This is a genomic window from Roseospira visakhapatnamensis, assembly GCF_014197915.1.
GTDB lineage: Bacteria > Pseudomonadota > Alphaproteobacteria > Rhodospirillales > Rhodospirillaceae > Rhodospira > Rhodospira visakhapatnamensis.
Map to the genome: position 1 here is coordinate 55088 of NZ_JACIGK010000005.1, position 21471 is coordinate 76558.

21 protein-coding genes are annotated in these 21471 nt (G+C 68.8%); 10 read left to right on the forward strand and 11 right to left on the reverse strand.

Annotated features, from left to right (window positions below; all coding sequences use genetic code 11):
* Positions 1 to 7: 7 nt before the first annotated feature.
* The 7 genes from GGD89_RS04550 to fabD form a co-directional block, all read right to left on the reverse strand.
* On the reverse strand, positions 8 to 364 hold the full coding sequence (locus tag GGD89_RS04550; protein WP_343058537.1) for a TraR/DksA family transcriptional regulator: 357 nt from the start codon (positions 362 to 364) through the stop codon (positions 8 to 10).
* Between the two features lie 262 nt (positions 365 to 626).
* Complete coding sequence (locus GGD89_RS04555; RefSeq protein WP_184042929.1) at positions 627 to 1736, reverse strand: glycosyltransferase; 1110 nt, start codon at positions 1734 to 1736, stop codon at positions 627 to 629.
* Positions 1737 to 1852: 116 nt separating this feature from the next.
* Positions 1853 to 2839, reverse strand: coding sequence for an endolytic transglycosylase MltG (gene mltG, locus GGD89_RS04560; protein WP_184042930.1), 987 nt, complete (start codon positions 2837 to 2839; stop codon positions 1853 to 1855).
* A 106-nt stretch (positions 2840 to 2945) separates the two neighbouring features.
* Positions 2946 to 4208: a beta-ketoacyl-ACP synthase II gene (gene fabF, locus GGD89_RS04565; RefSeq protein ID WP_184042931.1), complete on the reverse strand. Its 1263-nt coding sequence runs from the start codon at positions 4206 to 4208 to the stop codon at positions 2946 to 2948.
* Between the two features lie 461 nt (positions 4209 to 4669).
* Positions 4670 to 4906, reverse strand: a complete 237-nt coding sequence (locus tag GGD89_RS04570) for an acyl carrier protein (protein ID WP_184042932.1) — start codon at positions 4904 to 4906, stop codon at positions 4670 to 4672.
* A gap of 334 nt (positions 4907 to 5240) precedes the next feature.
* Positions 5241 to 5981: a 3-oxoacyl-[acyl-carrier-protein] reductase gene (fabG, locus tag GGD89_RS04575; protein WP_184042933.1), complete on the reverse strand. Its 741-nt coding sequence runs from the start codon at positions 5979 to 5981 to the stop codon at positions 5241 to 5243.
* Positions 5982 to 6108: 127 nt separating this feature from the next.
* Positions 6109 to 7065 carry an ACP S-malonyltransferase gene (gene fabD / locus GGD89_RS04580; RefSeq protein ID WP_184042934.1) on the reverse strand — a complete coding sequence of 319 codons (957 nt, stop codon included), beginning with the start codon at positions 7063 to 7065 and terminating at the stop codon, positions 6109 to 6111.
* A 701-nt stretch (positions 7066 to 7766) separates the two neighbouring features.
* Between fabD and rpsF the strand changes: the two genes are divergently transcribed.
* From rpsF to rplI, 4 genes are all read left to right on the forward strand, one after another.
* The gene (gene rpsF / locus GGD89_RS04585) at positions 7767 to 8228 is read left to right on the forward strand and encodes a 30S ribosomal protein S6 (protein WP_184042935.1); all 462 of its coding nucleotides are present in this window, start codon (positions 7767 to 7769) and stop codon (positions 8226 to 8228) included.
* A complete protein-coding gene (gene rpsR, locus GGD89_RS04590) occupies positions 8228 to 8458 on the forward strand; it encodes a 30S ribosomal protein S18 (RefSeq protein WP_184042936.1) in 231 nt (76 codons plus the stop codon). The genes rpsF and rpsR overlap by 1 nt, the downstream gene beginning before the upstream one ends.
* Before the next feature lie 100 nt (positions 8459 to 8558).
* Positions 8559 to 9533 (forward strand): DUF2232 domain-containing protein, encoded by a 975-nt coding sequence (locus GGD89_RS04595; RefSeq protein ID WP_184042937.1) that lies wholly within the window; start codon positions 8559 to 8561, stop codon positions 9531 to 9533.
* Entirely contained in the window at positions 9533 to 10135 is a 603-nt protein-coding gene (gene rplI, locus GGD89_RS04600; RefSeq protein WP_184042938.1) for a 50S ribosomal protein L9, read from the forward strand. Before GGD89_RS04595 ends, rplI begins: the two co-directional genes overlap by 1 nt.
* A 178-nt stretch (positions 10136 to 10313) precedes the next feature.
* Here the strand turns inward: rplI and GGD89_RS04605 are convergent, their stop codons facing one another.
* The gene (locus GGD89_RS04605; RefSeq protein ID WP_281396663.1) at positions 10314 to 12272 is read right to left on the reverse strand and encodes an acetoacetate--CoA ligase; all 1959 of its coding nucleotides are present in this window, start codon (positions 12270 to 12272) and stop codon (positions 10314 to 10316) included.
* A 596-nt stretch (positions 12273 to 12868) separates the two neighbouring features.
* Between GGD89_RS04605 and GGD89_RS04610 the strand changes: the two genes are divergently transcribed.
* From GGD89_RS04610 to GGD89_RS04625, 4 genes are all read left to right on the forward strand, one after another.
* Complete coding sequence (locus tag GGD89_RS04610; RefSeq protein WP_184042940.1) at positions 12869 to 13678, forward strand: N-formylglutamate amidohydrolase; 810 nt, start codon at positions 12869 to 12871, stop codon at positions 13676 to 13678.
* Between the two features lie 20 nt (positions 13679 to 13698).
* Positions 13699 to 14211, forward strand: coding sequence for a TRAP transporter small permease subunit (locus tag GGD89_RS04615; protein WP_184042941.1), 513 nt, complete (start codon positions 13699 to 13701; stop codon positions 14209 to 14211).
* Entirely contained in the window at positions 14208 to 15530 is a 1323-nt protein-coding gene (locus GGD89_RS04620; RefSeq protein WP_184042942.1) for a TRAP transporter large permease, read from the forward strand. Before GGD89_RS04615 ends, GGD89_RS04620 begins: the two co-directional genes overlap by 4 nt.
* Before the next feature lie 79 nt (positions 15531 to 15609).
* Positions 15610 to 16665, forward strand: coding sequence for a TRAP transporter substrate-binding protein (locus GGD89_RS04625; protein WP_184042943.1), 1056 nt, complete (start codon positions 15610 to 15612; stop codon positions 16663 to 16665).
* A 127-nt stretch (positions 16666 to 16792) separates the two neighbouring features.
* Here GGD89_RS04625 and GGD89_RS04630 read toward each other — a convergent pair whose 3' ends face one another.
* From GGD89_RS04630 to soxC, 3 genes are all read right to left on the reverse strand, one after another.
* Complete coding sequence (locus GGD89_RS04630; RefSeq protein WP_184042944.1) at positions 16793 to 17026, reverse strand: BolA family protein; 234 nt, start codon at positions 17024 to 17026, stop codon at positions 16793 to 16795.
* A 165-nt stretch (positions 17027 to 17191) separates the two neighbouring features.
* Positions 17192 to 17869: a c-type cytochrome gene (locus tag GGD89_RS04635; protein WP_184042945.1), complete on the reverse strand. Its 678-nt coding sequence runs from the start codon at positions 17867 to 17869 to the stop codon at positions 17192 to 17194.
* Positions 17853 to 19196: a sulfite dehydrogenase gene (gene soxC / locus GGD89_RS04640; RefSeq protein WP_184042946.1), complete on the reverse strand. Its 1344-nt coding sequence runs from the start codon at positions 19194 to 19196 to the stop codon at positions 17853 to 17855. Before soxC ends, GGD89_RS04635 begins: the two co-directional genes overlap by 17 nt.
* Before the next feature lie 365 nt (positions 19197 to 19561).
* Here soxC and GGD89_RS04645 point away from each other — a divergent pair, with 365 nt between their 5' ends.
* Together GGD89_RS04645 and GGD89_RS04650 are read left to right on the forward strand one after the other, a co-directional pair.
* Positions 19562 to 20470 (forward strand): alpha/beta fold hydrolase, encoded by a 909-nt coding sequence (locus tag GGD89_RS04645; RefSeq protein ID WP_184042947.1) that lies wholly within the window; start codon positions 19562 to 19564, stop codon positions 20468 to 20470.
* Positions 20471 to 20618: 148 nt separating this feature from the next.
* Complete coding sequence (locus GGD89_RS04650; protein ID WP_184042948.1) at positions 20619 to 21098, forward strand: DsrE family protein; 480 nt, start codon at positions 20619 to 20621, stop codon at positions 21096 to 21098.
* Positions 21099 to 21471: the final 373 nt, after the last annotated feature.

The following is a 21471-nucleotide window of genomic DNA, read 5'->3' on the forward strand; positions in this document are numbered from 1 at the left end:
CGGCCCGCTAGTCCTTGCGGCCGCCGGCGCAGGCGATGCAATGCGGAACGGCCGGATCGAACGCCAAGCGGCGGGCCGGGATATCCTCGCCGCACTGGAGGCAGATCCCGTAGTCCCCCTCGTCCATGCGCTTCAGCGCCGCGTCGATCCGGGCCAGTTCCACCTGGCGACGGCGTTCGGTCGCCTGGGCCATGGCCTGCTGCTGCAAGGCATCCATGCGCGACAAGCGGCCCATGGCGGTATCGCTGGCGTCCACCACGGCACGGTCGGCGACGGTGCTCGCCTCGTCGGCGCGCACGTCATCGCGATGCGCCACCAGGCGCGCGCGCAATGCGTCCAGGTCGAGGTCGGGTCTATGGGTCACGCGGACCTCCATCGGAAGGCCTCTCGGCGAGGCTCCCGGTCACGGACTCGAGAGCGAACGGCACACCGGGAACGAAAGAGTTGCATCATGACAATCGCATGACGCCGATCAGGATGCCATGACGAATCGCGGAGGCCAATGCCAGCGACGCAACGCAATCTAGGGCAAATCCCGAGCGATCCGAACCGGATCGCGACGACGATTTGCTTTAAAAACAAAAACGTGGAGCGTTTTGGGTGAGTCCAAAATCACGCAACACGCTCTAACGGACGCGTTCGACCTCCAGATCGGCGGACGACTCCGCGTCGGCGTCGGCCTCCCCGGAGACCGGGGTGGGAGCGGTACCCTCCGCGACGCGCCGGGGCAATGGCGCCAGGGCCTCCAGGAACAGGGTGGCCACCGCCGCCCAGTCATGCCGCAGGGCATGGGCGCGGCACGGCGCCGGGTCCAGCGCCAGCGCCGCCAGCGCCGCCTTGCGCAGGTCGTCGTCCAGCACACCGACGGGATGATCCGGATCGGTGTCGGCCAGCACGTCCCGGGGGCCGGCCACCGGGAACGCGGCCACCGGCAGGCCGCAGGCCAGCGCCTCCAGCAACACCAGCCCGAAGGTGTCGGTGAGGCTGGGAAACACGAACACGTCGGCGGCCGAATAGCAGCGGGCGATGGCCTCGTCGTCGTCCGGCTGCACGAAACGGACGCCCGGGTAGCGCCGTTGCAGGGACTCCCGCTCGGGTCCGACCCCGGCCACCATCTTGGAGCCCGGCAGGTCCAGGTCCAGGAACGCCGGCAGGTTCTTCTCGACGGCGATGCGCCCCAGGAACAGGAACAGCGGGCGCGGCAGATCCGAGAACGACGCGCCCTCCGTCGGGCGAAACACCTGGGTGTCCACGCCATGCGACCACAGCCAGAGATTCCTCAGGCGGCGCCGCCGCAACTCCGTCAGCGTGGAGGCGGCCGGCACCAGCACACGCGTGGCCGGTTTGTGGAAGTGACGCATCCAGGCGTACATCCACGCCAGCGGCACACCGGTCCGGGACTGGACGTATTCGGGAAAGCGGGTGTGGTAGGCGGTGGTGAACGGCCAGCCCCGGCGCTTGCACAGGGCGCGCGCCGCCAGCCCCAGCGGACCCTCGGTGGCGATGTGCACGGCATCGGGCCGCGCCGCGTCGATCAGACGGCGCAGCTTGCGCGCCGGGAATACGGCCAGGCGGATTTCCCGATAGGTGGGCATCGGCACGCTGAGGAAGGCGCCCGGTTCAATGACCGTCACCTGATGCCCGGCGGCTTCCACCTCGCGCCGGACACTCTCGATGACGCGCACCACCCCGTTGATCTGGGGGCGCCAGGCGTCGGTCACGATGCAGATGCGCACACCGGTGTCCTTCCGTGTCGCCCGGGCGCCCGGCCGCCCGGCCGAAAAGGGGTCCGTCGGTTGGAGGTCTTCGCTGGGCTGCGTCGCCGCATCCCGCGGCCGCCGCGCCCGCTTCGTCACCGCAGGCCCTGTTCACGCTGGAAGCGACGCCAACGGGCCACGTTCCTGTTGTGCTCCGCCAGCGTGGCGGCGAAGGCATGGCCGCCGGTGCCATCGGCGACAAAGTACAGGTCCTTGGTCTTCAGCGGATTGAGCACCGCCGCCAGGGCATCGCGCCCCGGGTTGCAGATGGGGCCGGGCGGCAGCCCCGCAATGACATACGTGTTATAGGGCGTCTCGGTTCGCAGGTCGCGCCGGGTCAGGCCCCGGCCGAGGCTCCCCGAGGGATCCAGACCATAGATGACCGTGGGGTCGGACTGAAGACGCATCCCCTTGCGCAGGCGGTTGATGAAGACTCCCGCCACATGCGCCCGTTCCTCCGGCCGGCCGGTCTCCCTTTCGACGATGGATGCCAGGATGACCGCCTGCCTGGGGGTGCGGATGGGCAAACCGTCGGCACGCGCGGGCCAGAGCGTCGCCAGCGTCTCGTCCATGGCGTCCATCATGCGCTGAACGACCGCGTCGCGACTGTCGCCCAGGGCGAAGTGGTAGGTTTCGGGCAGCACCTCGCCCTCGCCCGGGGTCAGGGAGAGGTCGCCGGACAACCCGCTGGTGCGGCGTACGAGGTCCAGGACGCGGCGCGTGGTCAGCCCCTCGGCCACCGTCACCTTGCGGGCCACCACGGCGCCCTCGGCGAGCATGTCCATGGCCTCGCGCGGGCTGACGCTCGCCGGAAACTGGTACTCGCCGGCCTTGAGCGCCCGCGCCTGGTCGGCCAGACGCACACCGACCTCGAAGATCAGCGGCTCGTCGACGACACCCGCGTCGGCCAGGCGCCGGGCGATGGCCGGCAGGCCGGTCCCCACGGGGACGACCACCGTCACCGGCTGGGCCAGCGGACCGGGGCTCGCGAACTCCTCCAGCACATACCGATAGCCGGCGTAGCCGGCCACCACCGCCACGCCCACCAAAACCAGCAGCAGGGTGAACAGACGCTGGATCATCGATCTCTCCGGGACGTCCTCGGGCGCGGCCCCCGACTTCCTCGCGCCGCCGCCGGCCACCGCCGCGCCGGGTCCGGTCCCGAACGGCGCGGCGGCGCGGGCGATGTCACGGGGTCTGGCCGATGATCAGGCAGGCGTTGGTGCCACCGAAGCCGAAGCTGTTGGACAGCGCGTTCCGGATCGGCCGTTCCTTGGCCTGCTTGGGCACCAGGTCCAGATCGCAGCCGTCCGAGGGATTGTCCAGGTTCAGCGTGGGCGGCGCCACACCGTTTCCGACGGCGAGGATGGAGTAGATGGCCTCGACGCTGCCGGCCGCTCCCAGCAGGTGACCGATGGCCGACTTGGTCGACGACATCGACAGGTTGGCGGCATCGGCCCCGAACAGGCGCTTGACCGCGTCGTGCTCGATCTCGTCGCCCAGCGGCGTGGAGGTGCCATGGGCGTTGATGTAATCGATGTCGCCCGGGTTCAGGCCGGCGTTGCGCAGCGCCGCCCGCATGGCGCGGAAGCCGCCGTTGCCGTCCTCGGCCGGGGCGGTGATGTGGTGTGCATCGCCCGACATGCCGTAGCCCTTGATCTCGGCATAGATCTTGGCGCCGCGCGCCTTGGCGTGCTCGTACTCCTCCAGCACCACAATGCCCGCGCCCTCGCCCATGACGAAGCCGTCGCGATCCCGATCCCAGGGACGCGAGGCCATGCCGGGCGTGTCGTTGAACTTGGTGGACAGCGCGCGGGCCGAGGAGAAGCCGGCGATGCCCAGGCGGCAAACCGCCGATTCCGCGCCGCCGGCCACCATCACGTCGGCGTCCCCGAACATGATCATGCGGCTGGCATCGCCGATGGCATGCGCGCCGGTGGAACAAGCCGTGACCACCGCGTGGTTCGGTCCCTTGAACCCGAAGCGGATGGACACGTGCCCGGAGACCAGATTGATCAGGTTGGCGGGGATGAAGAACGGGCTCACCTTGCGCGGACCGGACCGGTCGATCACCAGCGCGCCCTCGGCGATGCCCTGGAGGCCGCCGATGCCCGACCCGATCACGACGCCGGTGCGCTCGCGGGACTCCTCGTCCTCGGGCATCCAGCCGGCGTCCCGCACCGCCTCGTCGGCGGCCGCCAGGCCAAAGACGATGAACTCGTCCATGCGGCGCCGCTCCTTGGCGCTGGCCACGGAATCGGCGTCGAAGGAGCCGTCGCTCCCGTCACCGCGCGGGATGAGGCCAGCGACGCGCGCGGGAAGGTCGCTGACATCAAACCGATCGATGGCCCGAATACCCGATGCGCCGTTGACGATGCGATCCCAGTTGCGGGAGACACCGACGCCCAGCGGCGTGACCATGCCCAATCCGGTGACGACGACTCGTCTCATCTCATGTGCCATCCATGTTTGCGGTCCAGGCGAGAGGGGAGACGAAGGCCAGGACCGTGTCTCAACGCGGGGGGGGACGAACGCGGGCCCTCGACCCGGGGTCGGGCGGAACCGCCCGGATGGGTGCCGGACGGGCGGCCCTCCGGGATGTGTCCCGCGCCCCGCATCGCCGCGCCGGAGGGGTCCCGAAGACACGCAACCGGTCCCGCGATACCGCATGGCTTGGGCCGACATCCTCGGCGCCTCCCGCCTGGGCGCGCCGCTGGCCGCGTTCCCGCCGATCGCATCGCCCTCCCGGGCGCGTCCCCCCTTGTCCGGCGCATCCAATTACCGCGCCCGCCGGGGGCCTTTCTGGGGAGCCGGTGCCCCGGCGCTCCCAACCGTGGCGGTGGCTCCTGGCGATGGACGCGGGCCGCGCGACCTCGGTTCGGGCGCGGCGGTCGGTTCCCCCGGACTGTCGGCTACTTCGCGTTTTCGGCGATGAAGTTAATGGCGTCCTTGACGGTCAGGATCTTCTCGGCCGCGTCATCGGGGATCTCGCACCCGAACTCCTCCTCGAAGGCCATCACCAGTTCGACGGTGTCCAGGCTGTCGGCGCCCAGGTCGTCGATGAAGCTGGCGTTTTCCGTGACCTTGGACTCTTCCACGCCCAGGTGCTCCACGACGATCTTCTTCACGCGCTCGGCGACATCGCTCATCTTGCGTTTTCCTCGATTGGTTCCCATGTGGAGAGGCTCGAACCCGGGTGGTCACCGTTGCCGAATCCGAGGGTCTCCCCGATCGACGGTGCCCGGGGCGGGTACGATCGCGGTGCCGACCGATCCCAAGCCCGCGAGCCGGTCTGACCTGCCGCAAGGGGCGGCCGGCGCGACCGAAGACGCGCTACCTAACACACTTCGTTTCCCTTGACCAGCGCTGCCGCTCGACCATCACACCGCGATGCGCGAGGGGTGGAAGCGCCGGGAATTCCATGGGTTATGACCTCTTTTTCGGGTCTGGGCCGGGACCGTGACGACGCCGGTCGGCGGCGCCTCAGGGCATCGCCATGCCGCCGTTGACGTGCAGCGTCTGCCCGGTGACATAGCCGGCCTCGGCACTGGCCAGATAGACAACGGCGGCGGCCACGTCGTCCCCCGCGCCCATGGCGCCGGCCGGAATGGCGCCCAGAAGACGGGACTTCTGGTCGTCGGACAGGGCATCGGTCATGGCCGAGGTGATGAAGCCCGGCGCCACGCAATTGACGGTGATGCCACGCGGGGCCACCTCGGCGGCCAGCGACTTGCTCATGCCGATCAGACCCGCCTTGGAGGCGGCGTAGTTGGCCTGACCGGGATTGCCTGTGACGCCGACGATGGAGGTGATGGAGACGATACGTCCCCAGCGCCGCTTCATCATGCCCTTCATGGCCGCCCGGGACAGACGGAAGGCGGCGGTCAGGTTGACCTCCTGAACCACGCTCCAGTCATCGTCCCTCATGCGCAGCGCCAGGCCGTCGCGGGTCAGGCCGGCGTTGTTCACCAGGATGTCGAGGCCGGTGCCCAGGGCCGCCTCGGCCTCGCCCACCAGCGCGGTGACGGCGGCGGCGTCGGACAGGTCGCAGGGCACCACATGGGCGCGGCCGCCCATCGCCTCGGCCAGGGTCTCCAGGGCCGGGCGCCGGGTGCCGGAAAGGGCCACGGTGGCGCCCTGGGCATGCAACGCGCGGGCAATGGCCCCGCCGATGCCGCCGGAGGCGCCGGTCACCAGGGCGGTCCTGCCGCTCAGATCGAACATGGGAATGGTTTCCTTGGGAAGCGCGGGAGACGTCCGCGGACAGCGACACCATCGACGGCCGCGCGACGCTAGGCGTCGCGACGCGGGGCATCGCGACACGCCGCGCTGGAGCCGGCGGACGCGGCGGTCACATGCTGGCGAGAAAGCCCTCGATATCCTTCGGGGTCTGGACGCTGATGCCCTTCATGGCCGGGTCGATCCGCCGCGCGAGGCCCGAGAGCACCTTGCCGGTGCCCAGTTCCACCAGGGTCGTGACCCCCTCGTCCTTCATGAACAGCACGCTCTCGCGCCAGCGCACCGAGCCCGTGACCTGCTCCACCAGACGGGCCCGGATGGCGTCGGGATCGCTGATCGCGGAGGCCAGCACGTTGGCCACCACCGGCGGATTGGGCGCCACCATGGGCACGTCGGCCAGGGCGTCCAGCATCGCCTCGGCGGCCGGCGCCATCAGGGCGCAGTGAAACGGCGCGCTGACCGGCAGCATCACGGCGCGCTTGGCGCCCCGGTCGGCGGCCAGGTCGACGGCCAGCTTGACGGCCTCGGCATGGCCTGACACCACCACCTGGCCCGGCGCGTTGTCGTTGGCGGCGGTGCACACCCGGTCACCGGCCACCTCGGCGGCGATGGCGCGGGCCGCGTCCACGTCCAGGCCCAACAGCGCCGCCATGGCGCCCTGTCCGACCGGGACGGCGCGCTGCATGGCCCGCCCGCGCACCTTCAGAAGGCGGGCGGCATCGGCCAGCGAAAAGGCCCCGGCGGCGGCCAGCGCCGAATACTCGCCCAGCGAGTGCCCCGCCACGAACCGGGCCGAATCCGCCAGGGACACGCCGCCGTCCTTCTGAAGCACGCGGACCACGGCCAAGGACACGGCCATGAGCGCCGGTTGCGCGTTCTCGGTCAGGGTCAGGTCCTCGGCCGGTCCCTCGGCCATCAGCCGCGACAGCGACTGGGACAGGGCGTCGTCCACTTCCTCGAACACCTCGCGGGCGGTCTGGTATTCTTCGGCCAGGGCCTGCCCCATGCCCACCACCTGGGACCCCTGGCCGGGAAAGACGAAGGCCCGTGTCTGGCTCGCCTCGCTCATGTCCTGCCTCTCCTGTTGCGGACTCGTCGCCTCGATCGCCGGTGTCTCTCGCTCTCTCCGAGCGCCGGCCACGCGACATGCCGCGTCGGCCGTGGCGCGCCCGGCCCTCTCGAAGCCCACGATTCGAATGACGGGGGCGGCGGCGAGCGGGGACACCCTGGCATGGCCCCGGACCCTGGCGCGGCCACCCGTTGGACGGGGCCGCGCACCGGCCCGGACCATCTGAAACGAACCTGTAATGCCCTGGGTGGGCGCGTCCGTAAAGTCCTATGTACAGCTTCGTTGACACTTTGCCACAAAAAGGCGTGTTGTCTCAGGAAATCATACAAAACACGCGGGCGCACCCCCCTCATGCGCTTCGCGACCGGTCCCACCCCCTCCAAAAGGGTAGGTTCTGTCGCGGGATAGGTGGATCCGGCCGACATCGCGGTCCCGCCGCGCCGCTTGCGCCGGCGCCGGGACCGTGTATAGTGCGCCGTCCCGTGAACCCGCCGGCCCGGGATGCCGGCGGGACGGTTGTGTTCTGTCGGCACGTCCGATCGGACCTCGGCCGGCACGGGAGCGTCGACGCCGCAGGCGTCGATGTCTGCCGGCCTGGCCGGCGTATTCCCCTTGCCGGCGCGGCCGGCTATGCCCGCCCGCTCCACAGGCGCCGCCTGTCCGGAGCGGTGGGCTGAGACAATCCGAAAGGGACTTCGAGAATGCCATTGTACGAAAGCGTGGTCATCGCGCGGCAGGATCTGTCCGCCAACCAGGTGGAACAGATGGCCCAGCAGACCGCCGGCGTGATCAGCGAGTTGGGCGGCTCCGTCGCCAAGACCGAACACTGGGGCCTGCGCGCCCTGGCCTATCGCATGAAGAAGAACCGCAAGGGCCACTACTTCATGCTCAACATCGACGCGCCGGCCGCCGCCCTGCACGAGATGGAACGCCGCCTGCGTCTGAATGAAGACGTGCTGCGCTACCAGACCATCAAGGTCGAGGCGCTGGAGGAAGGCCCCTCCATCATGATGCAGAAGCCCGAGCGAGGCGATCGTCCGGACCGGGGCGGCCGTCGGGATCGGGGAGACCGTGGTGATCGGGGCGATCGCGGGGACCGTGGCGATCGAGGAGATCGGGGCGATCGGGGTGATCGCGGCCGGCGGCATGGAGGAGAGCAGTAATGGCCAGGCGTCCGTTTTTCCGTCGCCGCAAGACGTGCCCGTTCTCCGGCGCCAACGCGCCCAAGATCGACTACAAGGACATCCGCCTGCTTGGCCGGTATGTGTCCGAGCGGGGCAAGATCGTTCCCAGCCGCATCACCGCCGTCTCCGCCAAGAAGCAGCGCGAGTTGGCGCGGGCGATCAAGCGGGCCCGGTTCCTGGGACTGCTGCCCTACGTCATCAAGCAGTGATCGGCGACCGCTGATCCGGCCGGCGCCCTGCCCGGCGATCCCCGATGTCTCGGGAGACCGCCGGCCGGGCACCGGATCCGGAGGCAAGGACGGCACCACCATGCTCGCACGTCTGCCCCTCGCCCTGGTCGCCGGGCTCGCCGGTGGGTTCCTGTTCGTGGCCATGGTGATGCTCGGCCCGATTCTGGGCACCATCCCGTGGCTGGTCGCGCCGATGCCCGTGATCGCGGCCGGCCTGCTGCTGGGCTGGTCCGGCGCGCTGGTCGCGGGGACCGTGGCCGTCGTCGCACTGGCCCTGATGTCCCTGAACCCGGCCCTGGTCGGCCTGTATCTGATGTCCGACGCGCTGCCGGCGCTGGTCATCCTGTGGCTGGCGCTGCGACCGGCGCCGGGCGTGAGCCACCCCGATCCACGGCGGCCCGAGCACTGGGGCGCTCCGGGGCGCATTCTGGTCTGGCTGACGGTCCTGTCGGCGACCGGCCTGCTTCTGGCGGCCATGGTGGCCGGAGGCCCGCTGGCCGATCCGGTGCGGGTGACGGTGGAGCAGGTCGTCGACGACATGGCGGCCCTGTCGGCGGACGCGACGGTCGCCGAGGCCGTCACCGATCCCGCCGTGCGGGGGCCGCTGGTCGAGAGCCTGGTGTCCGTGATCCCCGGGGCCATGGCCATGGTGTGGACGATCCGCGCCGCCCTGGCCGGGGTTCTGGCCATGGCGCTGGTCTCGCGGCTGGGTCGGCCGGTGCGGCCGCGCCCGGTGTATTCGGCGACGCGGGTGCCCGCCTGGTATGGTGTCCTGTTCGCGGCGGTCCTGGCGATGTCGATGCTGGGGGGCGAGATCGGATACGTGGCCTGGTCGGCGACCGTGGCGCTGTCCCTGCCGTTCGTGGTGCTGGGGTTGAAGCTGGTGCACCTGGTGGCGCGCAAGACCCCGGCGCCGGGCGTGCTGCTGGTGGTGTTCTATGTGGTTCTGTTCGCGTCCGCCATCGGCTTGGTGGCCGTGGTGTTCGCTGGACTGGTGGAATTCGCGACCGATCTGCGGCGAGACGCGGGCGGTCGGTCAATGGAGGACGAGTGATGGAAGTCATCCTGCTGGAGCGCGTCGAGAACCTGGGCTTCATGGGCGACATCGTGAATGTGCGCCCCGGCTACGCCCGCAATTACCTGCTGCCGCAGAGCAAGGCCCTGCGCAAGTCGGACGCCAACCTGCGTTACTTCGAAACCCAGAAGGCCGAACTGGAGGCCCGCAACCTGAAGCGCCGCCAGGACGCCGAACAGGTGGCCGAGCGCATGGCCGGCCTGTCGATCGTGCTGGTGCGTCAGGCGTCCGAGGGCGGACAGCTTTACGGCTCTGTGAGCGCCCGCGACCTGGCCGATACCCTGAAGGACGAGGGCTTCACGGTCGGCCGCTCCCAGGTGCAGCTCAACGCGCCGCTTAAGGCGCTGGGCACCACCGAGGTGCGTGTCTCGCTGCACCCCGAGGTGGTGGTGGCCGTGACCGTGACCATCGCCCGCAGCCTGGAGGACGCCGAGCGTCAGGCCGCGGCGGCGCAGGCGGCGGCCGACGCCGAGGCGGCCACGGAGGCCGACGACCTGGTCGAGGACCTGGACGGCGCGGTCGACCTGGACGCCGACGGCGACGCACAGGACATCGAGGACGTCACCGACGAGCCGGAGTGAGCTGTCGGCCGCTCCGGCCGATCCTCGGTCTGGCGGCACGCGCCTCAAGAGACGCGGTCCCCTGTTCCGGTCGCGGCGAGAGTCGGGTGCCAAATGCCGGCGCGGGGCCGCGACACGGCATCCGTCCCCGGTTCTGGCCCGTCAGGACCGGGGACGGCCGTGGCCGGCCGGAGTCGGATCAGTCCTCCGTCAGTTCCGCCCGGTCGCGGAACTCGTCCAGGGCCTCGGGGTTGGCCAGGGCCTCGATGTTCTTGACCGGACGCCCGTGCACCACCTCGCGTACCGCCAGTTCAACGATCTTGTTGGACTTGGTGCGCGGGATATCGGCGACCTGCACCACCTTGGCCGGCACGTGGCGGGGGGTACAGTTCTGGCGGATCTGGCCCTTGATGCGCTTGGCCAGGGGCTCGTCGAGCGTCAGGCCGTCGCGCAGCCGCACGAACAGCACCACGCGCACGTCGTTATCCCACTCCTGACCGATCACCAGGGCCTCGACCACCTCGTCGAGCAATTCCACCTGCCGATAGATCTCGGCGGTGCCGATGCGCACGCCGCCCGGGTTCAGGGTGGCGTCGGACCGCCCGTAGACCACCAGGCCGCCGGTGTCGGTCAGCTCCACCCAATCGCCATGGGTCCAGATGCCGGGGAAGCGCTCGAAGTAGGCGGCGCGGAACTTGGCGTCGTCGGGATCGTTCCAGAAGCCGATGGGGGTGGAGGGGAACGCCTGGGTGCACACCAGTTCCCCCTTGGCGCCGCTCACCGGATGGCCGGACTCGTCGTAGACCTCGGTCTTCATGCCCAGGCCACGCTTCTGGATCTCGCCCCGATGGACCGGGGTGATGGGGCTGCCCAGCATGAAACACGACAGGATGTCGGTGCCGCCGGAGATGGACGAGAGCTGGATGTCGCTCTTGATGTCCCGATAGACGTAGTCGAACGACTCCGGCACCAGGGGGGACCCCGTGGAGGTCATGACCCGAACCGTGGCCAGGGAGTGGGTCTCGCGCGGCTTCAGGTCGGCCTTGCGAATGGCGTCGATCCACTTGGCCGAGGTGCCGAAGTGGGTCATGCCCTCGGCGTCGGCATAGTCGAACAGGATGGCGCCGGAGGGATACCCGGGGCTGCCGTCATAAAGCAGCAACGTCGCCCGCGCCGCCAGGCCGGCCATCAACCAGTTCCACATCATCCAGCCGCAGGTGGTGAAGTAGAAGACCCGGTCGCCGGGCTTGATGTCGCAGTGGAGCACGTGCTCCTTGACCTGCTGGATCAGCGTGCCGCCATGGCCGTGGACGATGCACTTGGGCACGCCCGTGGTCCCGGACGAGTACATGATGTACAGCGGATGGTCGAACGGCAGCGGGTCGAAGCGAATGTCCCCGGCCGTGTACGGCGCGATCAGGTCGTCCCAGGCCACCGCGCCGCGCACACCCGAAAGGTCGGCATCGGCGCGGGTGTAGGGGATGATGACCACCGTCTCCACCGACGGCATGCGCTCGACGATGGCCGCCGTCTTCTCCAGGCAGTCATGCGCCTTGCCGTTGTAGAAGTAGCCCTCCGCGGCGACCAGCACCTTGGGCTCGATCTGGCCGAAGCGGTCCACCACGCCCTGGACGCCGAAATCGGGCGAGGCCGAGGACCAGATGGCGCCGATGCCGGCGCAGGCCAGCATGGTGATCACGGTTTCCGGCATGTTGGGAATGTAGCCGGCCACCCGGTCGCCCTTGGCGACACCCCGCGCGATCAGCGCCTGCTGAACCCGGGAGACCTGATCCCACAACTCGCCGAACGTCAGCCGCCGACGCACATGGGTCTCGCCCCAGAACACCAGGGCGTCGGCGTCGCGGTCCCAGTCGGGGCGCAGCAGGTTGCGGGCCATGTTGATGGAGCCCTCGGGGAACCAGCGCGCGCCCGGCATGCGGGAGACGTCGTCCACCACCACCGCGCCCTTCTCGCCGATCAGGCCACAGAAATCCCATACCGCCGACCAGAAGGCCGCCGGCTGGTCGATGGACCACTGGTACAGCGAATCGTAGTCGCTCAGCGACAGGCCATGAGCCTGGTTCACCTGATCCATGAAGGCCATCATGGTACTGGCGCGGATACCGGCCTCGGACGGGCTCCAGAGCGGTTCGGTCAACGGTGTGTCCTCCCTTGGATGCGTTCCGGCCGCCAAGCTGGGGCGGGCAACGGGATACCGATCGGTCAGTGGTGGCTCATCGACCGTGGATTCGTTTTCTTCGGTTCGTCTCCCCCACCAGGGATTATGCCGGGGATTATGCCAGGGATTATGAATGTCGGGCATTCTGCCCCACCGGAACGATCTGGCCAAGGGGGGCAACCCGCGCGGTGGCGCGGCGGCGCGATGGCCTCCAGGGCGCGCCGATCGGGACCCCGTGCTCCGGAACCGCGGGCGCGCCATCAGGCCGCCGCCACGGCCCCCCCCTTGGCGCGAGACCCGCCCGAGTACATCCATTGAGATTTCGGACGTGATGGTTCTCTTCAAAAGACGCACCCCGGGGTCGTGCTGGACGATCGCCGTGCCGCGAAAATCCAACCGCGTATAGCGCGTCGTACAGGGCGCGATCCCGGCCGTCCGGACAGAGACGACACGCGGACCCGATCCGGAACGGCTCCGTTTCGTCGGACGCCCCTCGCCTTTCTCCTTGCCGCTTGACTTCCCGCCGGCTCCTGAAGAACCCTAGTCCAAACGTGGGCGAGGGAGGGTCCCGGGTGATGCGTGCGCGGGCGGCGGTGGAGCAATCGCCGGAAGACGCGGTGGTCGAGGTCATCAATCCAACCGGCCGGGGCCCCGTGGTCCTGGCCTGCGAGCACGCCAGCAACGCCGTTCCCGCCGACCTGAACGCCCTGGGGCTGTCGCCGGCCGCGCTGTCCAGCCATGTGGCCTGGGACCCCGGCGCCCTGGCCGTGGCCCGGGCGTTGGCCCAACGGCTGGACGCGCCCCTGGTGGCGGCGCGGGTGTCCCGCCTGGTGGTCGACTGCAACCGCCCGCCGGAGGCCGTCGACGCCATGCCGGCGCACAGCGAGGTCTTCGCCATCCCCGGCAACGCCGCCCTGACCGCCGACGAGCGGCGACGCCGGGCCGAGGCCATCCACCATCCCTTTCACGCCACCCTCGCGTCATGCCTGGACGACGCATCCCGCATCCATGGTCGCGCACCGGCATTGGTGACCGTGCATTCCTTCACGCCCGTGTACAATGGCGTGCCCCGGACCCTGGACCTGGGGGTGCTGCACGATGCCGACGCGCGCCTGGCCGACGCCCTGCTGTCGGCGCCGGCGCTGGGACCGGCGAGCGGGCTGGTGGTGCGACGCAACGAGCCCTACGGTCCGGCCGACGGCGTGACCCATACCCTGGCGCGGCACGGCGTGGCGCGCGGCCTGCCTCACGTGATGCTGGAGATCCGCAACGACCGGATCGCCGACGAGGCCGGGCAGCGAGCCTGGGCCGGTCGTCTCGCCGATGCGGTGACGCGGGCGCTGGAGGCGTTGGCGGTCGCCGAAGCGGTGGCCAGCGGGGTGTGAGAATCAACAAGGACAAACACATGCCAAAGGCCATAAGAATATATGTGCGGACAGTGGATAAATTCAATCGCGGCATCGGGCGCGTGACGATGTACATGATCTTCGTCATGATGGGTGTGTTGCTATGGTCGTCGATCTCCAAGACGTTCTTTTTGCCCTCTCTCTGGACCCTGGAAGTCGCCCAGTTTCTCATGGTGGCCTATTTTTTGGTCGGCGGCGCCTATTCCCTTCAGCTTGATTTCCACGTGCGCATGGACCTGCTGTACGGGTCCTGGTCGGACCGCACCCGCACCTGGATGGATGTCTTCACCGTCCTGTTCCTGATCACCTATCTGGTGCTGCTGCTGATCGGCGGCCTGTCCAGCACCCAATACGCCCTGGAATACGGCGAGCGCAGCTACTCCGCCTGGCGGCCCTACATGGCGCCCATCAAGATCGTCATGTGCATCGGGATTACCCTGATGCTGCTTCAGGCCATCTCCACCTTCTTCAAGGACCTGGCCCGCCTGCGCGGCGAGGAGATCGCGTCATGAGCTACGAGCTCATCGCTCTCCTGATGTTCGCCTCCATGATGGTGATGCTGCTGACCGGACAGCGCGTGTTCGCCGCCATCGGTGTCGTCGCCTCCGTCTCCGCCCTGCTGATGTGGGGCGACGGCGGCTCCGAGATGGCCTTCAGCGCCGCCATGAAGCTGATGAAGTGGTACCCGCTGCTGACGCTGCCGATGTTCATCTACATGGGCTATATGCTGTCGGAATCGGGCATCGCCGACGATCTGTACAAGATGTTTCACGTGTGGTTCGGGCCGGTGCGGGGCGGCCTGGCCATCGGCACCATCGCCCTGATGGTCGCGGTCTCGGCCATGAACGGGCTGAGCGTCGCCGGCATGGCCATCGGCGCGTCGATCGCGCTGCCGGAACTGCTGCGGCGGAACTACGACAAGATCATGGTCACCGGGGTGATCCAGGCGGGAAGCTCGCTGGGCATCCTGGTGCCGCCCAGCGTGGTCCTGGTGCTCTACGGCATGATCGCCCGCCAGCCCGTGGGCCAACTGTGGCTGGCCGGGGTGACGCCGGGGCTGATGATGGCCGGGCTGTTCGTGCTGTACATCGGCGTGCGTTGCTGGCTGCAACCGTCCCTGGGACCGGCCCTGCCCAAGGACGAGCGGTCCGTGTCCTGGCGCGAGAAGCTGCTGTTGCTGCGGGCCGGCATCCTGCCGCTGTTCATTTTCTTCTCGATGATCGGCCTGTTCGTCCTGGGCTACACCAGCCTGGTGGAAAGCTCGGCCATCGGCGCGCTGGCGGCCACCCTGGCCGCGCTGATCAAGCGCCGGCTGACGGCCACGGTGATGGAAGAGACGCTGCGCAAGACCCTGGGCGTCACCGCCATGTTCATGTGGATCATCCTGGCGGCCCTGTGCTTCGGCGCGGTGTTCGACGGCCTGGGGGCGGTCAAGGCCATCGAGACCCTGTTCGTGGAGCGCCTGGGCCTCAGCCCCTGGACCATCCTCATCCTCATGCAGTTGTCGTTCCTGCTGATGGGGACCTTCCTGGACGACACGGCCATGCTGGTGATCGTCGCGCCCCTCTATGTGCCGCTGGTGGGGGCGCTGGGCTTCGATCTGGTCTGGTACGGCGTTCTGTATACAATTACTTGCCAAATCGCCTACATGACGCCACCATTTGGCTACAACCTGTTCCTGATGCGCGCCATGGCCCCGCCCGAGGTGACGCTGATGGATATCTACCGGTCCATCGTCCCGTTCGTGATGGTCATGATCCTCGGCCTGGTGCTGGTCATGGCCTTCCCACAAATCGCGATGTGGCTGCCCGAGATGGTCTACGCCCGTTGAAAGACCCCGGAGCCATGGCGCATCGCGGACCCGGCGGCCGACCAACGGACGCCCTCACCCCGACAGGGAGACACGGCCCATGACGACGAACAGACGCGCCTTCATCAAGACCGCCGGCCTGGGCGCGGCGGCGGCGGCCGGCGCCACCACCCTGGCCGCGCCGGCGGTGCATGGTCAGAGCCCCATCCGCTGGCGCCTGCAAACCTATGCCGGCCCCGCCCTGGCCGAACACGTCATCAAGCCGTCCATCGATGCCTTCAATACGGTGGCCAACGGCGAGATGGAGATCGAGCTGTTCTTCGCCGACCAGCTCGTCCCGACCGGTGAGCTGTTCCGCGCCATGCAGCGCGGCACCATCGACGCGGTGCAAAGCGACGACGACTCCATCGCCGCGCCGGTGGACATCTCGGTGTTCGGCGGCTACTTCCCCTTCGCCACCCGCTACAGCCTGGACGTGCCGGTGCTTTTCAACCAATACGGGCTACGGGAGATCTGGGAGGAAGCCTACGGCGAGATCGAGGGCGTCACCTGGCTGTCCGCCGGCGCCTGGGATCCCTGTCACTTCAACACCAAGAACCCGATCCGCAGCCTGGAGGACCTGAAGGGCCTGCGGGTGTTCACCTTCCCGACCGCCGGCCGGTTCCTGTCGCGCTTCGGCGTGGTGCCCGTGACGCTGCCCTGGGAAGACGTCGAGGTGGCCGTGCAGACCGGCGAACTGGACGGCATCGCCTGGTCCGGCATCACCGAGGACTATACCGTGGGCTGGTCCAAGGTGACCCCGTACTTCCTGACCAACAACATCTCGGGCGCCTGGTGCGGTTCCTACTTCGCCAACAGCGAGCGCTGGGACGAATTGCCGGCGCATCTCAAGCAGCTTTTCCGGCTGTGCATGGACAGCAGCCACTACTACCGCCAGCACTGGTACTGGGGCGGCGAGGCGAACCTCCGCGTCAACGGCACGGACATGCAACTGACCACCATCCCCGAGGCCGAGTGGCAGACGGTCGAGGACGAGGCCATGACGTTCTGGGACGAGATCGCCGCCGAAAGCGAGCGCAACGCCCGCGTCATCGAGATCTTCAAGAAATACAACGCGGTCATGAAGAAGGCCGGACCGCCGTACCGCTCCGCGTGAGTCCGAACACCGCAGGGCGAACCGGGCCGATGCCCGGTCCGGGTCCTGGGAGCACAGCCCCCAGGACCCGATCTTTTCAAGCGAGCGAGAGGGTGCGGGACATCGCCTCCCGCGTCCCGCGTGCGGATCAGTCGGGCGCCTTGGTCTGCAAGGCCAGCGCGTGCAGTTCACCGCCCATCTTGCCTTGCAGCGCGGCATAGACCATCTGGTGTTGCTGCACCCGGGTCTTGCCGCGAAATGCCTCGGAGACGATGTTGGCGGCCAGATGATCGCCGTCGCCCACCATGTCCTCCACCGCCACCTGGGCGTCCGGGAAGGCGGCCTGGATCAGGGCTTCGAGGTCGCGGACATCCATGGGCATGGTCGGGGTCTCCTGGGATGGGTATATGCTCCCCGCACTCTAGCGCCGAAGGCAAGCGATGTCATCGGGCTGCCAGGGCCCGCCACGGATGGGCGATCCGCCGAACGGGCGGGATCCGTCGCCGGCTCCCGCCCGGGTCGGTCCATGGCGGACGCCCCGCCGCCGTTACTCCAGAACGATCGCCGGGGCGTCGTCCGCGTTGTCCGGGGTGACATCGATGATCGCCGCGCGGCCGACCACCGTGGTCGGCACGTCGCACGCGCTCATGCACACCTCGGCCGGCTGAGCATCGGGCCGGCTGTCGGCGATGAAGCCCTCGCGATTGGGCATCTCGATGTCGCCGATGTTTTCGTTGCTGAGAACGAAATCCTCATCGTCGATCACGAAATTGATGTACAGCAGATACGCGGTCAGGGCGTAGACCTGATCGGGCGTCATCAACTGCGCCTGTCCGAAGGGCATCGCCCGGTAGATGTAGTCGTACAGGGTCGAGGCATAGGGCCAGTAGCTGCCCGGGGTCTTCACGGGGTTGCCGCTGGCCAGGGTATCCTCGCCGCCGAACAGCACCGGATAACGTTCCAGGCCCTCGCCGAACTCGCCATGGCAGTAGGCGCACTGGACCATGTAGATCTCTTCGCCCTCGGCGGCGGTGCCCTGGCCCATGGCGGCGCCGGTGCCATCGGGCATGACGTCCACGTCCCAGCCGGCGATTTCCTCGGGGGTGGCCGGACGGCCCAGGTCGTAGACATGACCCGCGGCGATCTCGTCGGCCACGGCCGTGGCTCCCATGAGCAGGGATCCGGCGACGGCGCCGCCCAGCAGCGACTTAACCAAGACGGACATTCTCCACCTCCCCGGTCTTGTTCACCAGCCACGTCTGAATGGAGTTGTTGTGGTAGATGGAGTTGACGCCGCGCACCTTTTGCAGCGCCTGCATGGTGGGCTGGACATAGCCGGTGTCGTCGATCACCCGGCTTTGCAACAGCACCTCCTCGCCGTTCCATTCGAATTCCGCGTTGAAGCAGGTCAGGCACTTGGGCAGCACCGGGTCGGGCAGACGGGCCTGCATCCAGTTGCGGCCGCCGTCGAGGCTGACGTCCACGCGCTTGACGGTGCCGCGCCCGGACCACGCCAGTCCCTTGATCTGGTTGACGCCCTTGTGCAGCACCGGCTTTTCCGGGCACGGTCCGGTGATGACCGACTTGGCGTCCATTTCCCAGGTGAAGTAGCGCGCCCTGCCGTCGGCCAGCAGGTCCGTGTACTTGGAGGTCTCCTCGCGCGCGAACCACGGCTGGTCGCCCACCTCGATGCGGCGGATCCACTTGACCCACATGTTGCCTTCCCAGCCGGGCAGCACCAGGCGCAGCGGATAGCCGTTGGACGGCCGCAGCATCTCGCCGTTCATGGCGAAGGCCAGCAGGGTGTCATCCAGGGCCTTTTCCAGCGGGATCGAGCGGTTCATGCCCGAGGCATCGCCGCCCTCGGCCATCAGCCACTTTCCGTTCGGCTTCACGCCCACCTGGTCCAGGATCACCCGCAACGGCACGCCGGTGTACTGGACGCAGTGGATCATGCCGTGGGTGTACTGCACGCCGTTGAGCTGGGCGCCGCGCCATTCCATGCCGCTGTTGGCCGCGCATTCCATGAAGTAGAAGCGGCTTTCGCAGGGAAAGCGGAGGATGTCCTCCATGGTGAAGATCATCGGCTTGTCGACCAGGCCGTTGATCATCAGCCGGTATTCGGCCGGGTTCACCTCGGCGGTGCCGGCGTGGTGACGCTCGAAACACAGGCCGTTGGGCGTGACGAACCCGTGCAGGTCCTGGATCGGCGTGAAGTTCACCGACGATTCCGTGGTCGCCGTCAACCAGGGCACGTTGCGCCGCACCACATGGGCCTCGTGGGGCGACGGGCTGCCGTAGGGCTCGGCATCGACACCGTCCCCCAGGTAGTGACCCCACATGGGCACGTTGGGGGGCAGGTTGCCGGGGTCGATCTCGGTGGCGCCGGCCACCCCGGGGCGCCCCAGCGCCGCCCCCCCGGCGACCGTGGCGGCGGCCCCGGCCGCCACGCCGGCGCCGGCGCGCAGGAACTGCCGTCGCCCCCGCGACGACGGGTGCCCAGCCGCCCGGGATCCGGTTCCCGTGGCGGGAGCCTGATTGGTCTCTGTCATACGCGTCCTCCCTGTCCCGGTCCGATCGCTCGACCCGGTTGTTGTTCTGGTCCCGGCCCCGGGACGGCGCCGGCGTTGTCAGCCGAGCCGCCATCCGATGGGCCGTGGCACCCCGTTTTTTCGCCCCCTGCGAGTCAGGGTTGCACGGGTGTTGAATATTAGATAACCCTAACGAAATATCGGTCCTGATCAAGTCCTTTCCCGTGCCGACCGGCATCACGGCCCGACACCCGGGAGACGGCGGCACCCCCCCGGACCCCGGTCCGGCGGCCCGCCGGGATCGAGACGGGACCCAAGCAAGCCGAACGGCGCGGAGCGAACAAGACCGCGTCGACGGCCAAGGATACCGAGGGAGGATCCGAACCATGACAGACCCCCATCACCCCATCATCGGGTCATGGCGCGCCCTGGGCGCAGGCCTGGGACTCGCTCTGGCGGCCGCCGCACCCGCGCGCGCGGAGCCGGTCTCCCTGGCCTACCATGACCTAACCCTGACCGCCGACCACCGCGTGGCCGACGGCGCGGCGGCGAGCGATCCGACGGTGCTGCTGGTGCATGGCACGCTGGCCCACAACGGCATGGAGATCATGACCGATACCCAGGCGGCACTGGCCGAACGGGGCCTCAACACCCTGGCCATCACCCTCGGCCTGGGGGTGGACGCGCGCCAGGGCAGCTTTGCCTGCGATCAGCCGCACCGCCACAAGCATACCGACGCCATGGCCGAGATCGGGGCCTGGGTGGACTGGCTGGTGGCACGGGAGGTGGACACCGTCGTGCTGCTGGGGCACTCGCGCGGCGGCAACCAGGTGGCCTGGTACCTCACCGACTCTCCGGCGCCGGTGGTCACCGGGGCGGTCCTGGTGGCCCCGGCGCTCTGGAATGCCCGCGCCTTCGCCCAGCAGTACGAGGCGGCGACCGGCCGCCCGCTGGCGGATCTGCTGGCCGAGGCCAAGGACCAGGAGCCCGACACCCTCATGGACCTGGACCGCTTCCTGTACTGTCAGGAGGCGCGGGTCGCCGCCGGCACGGTGCTGGACTATTACGGCGACGACGCGCGCCGCCACACGCCGACCCTGCTGGGCGACGTCGACGTCCCCACGGTGGTCGTGGTCGGCACCGCCGATGACGTGGTTCCGGGCCTGATGGAGAACCTGGCGGGCATGGACAGCGACACGGTCTCCGTCCAGGAGGTCGAGGGCGCCACCCACTACTTCACGGACCTGTACGTGGAGGACATCGCCGACGCCGTCGAGACCGTCATCGACCGTTGACCATCGTGCCCCGGTCCGGACGGCGGCGATGGCCGGCGTCACGCCTTTGGGATCGCCGGGGCACGCCCCCACCAGGAATAACGACGCGGCGGTCCCGCCGGGCCTTGGCGCGCGGACCGGCGCGCACCCCCGCACACGGGAGACCCGCATGCGTAGCCTTCGTCCGTCGTGCCTTCGTTCCCTTGCCGCGCCGCTGCTGGTCGCCGGCCTCGTGCTAGCCGGCGGGTCAGCGCCCGCCGCCGCCGGAGAGACGGTGCTCACCGATCCGCCGCCGGACTTCGACACGCCGCGCCGGATCATCCTGCAACTCACCACCGCCGACGAGCAGGCCGTCCACAGCATCCTGTGGAACGCCATCAACCTCCAGAAGTTCTACGGCTTCGATAATGTGCAAATCGCCATCGTCGCCTTCGGCCAGGGCATGGACATGCTCTATCGCGACAGCCCGGTGCGGGCGCGCATCGAAAGCCAGATCAAGTTCGACATCGAGTACGTGGCCTGCGGCAACACCATGGAGACGACCGGACACGCGCCGGACGACCTGATTCCCGGGGTGGACTGGGTCCAGGCCGGCATCGCCGAGATCGTGGAACGGCAGTTGGACGGCTGGATCACCATCGCGCCGTAGCCGGTTGTGACGGCGACGGGGGAGCCGCGACTCGACGCCCACCGCGCCCCGCCGGATCACCCGACAGAGCGACCGGAAGCATCACGGCGCGACTATCAGCCTCCCATGGTTGAGACTCCGCAACCACTCTCGCCGGGTGACTTGCCCTGGAAATTGCCATGGAAACCGCGCGCCTCGTCATGCCCCACGCCGCAACCGGCGGTGGACAGGATGGCCGCCTCTTCCGGAACTTTTTGTGACATTGCCACGCGCGAAAACCGCGGAAACAGGCACAATGGAGCCCCACGCCGGATAGGCGCGGCCCTTGCCGGCGTCGCGGAGGGACCGGCGGGTCGGGTGCCCCCAGGCGTCCGCGTCCGGACAACTCTTGACA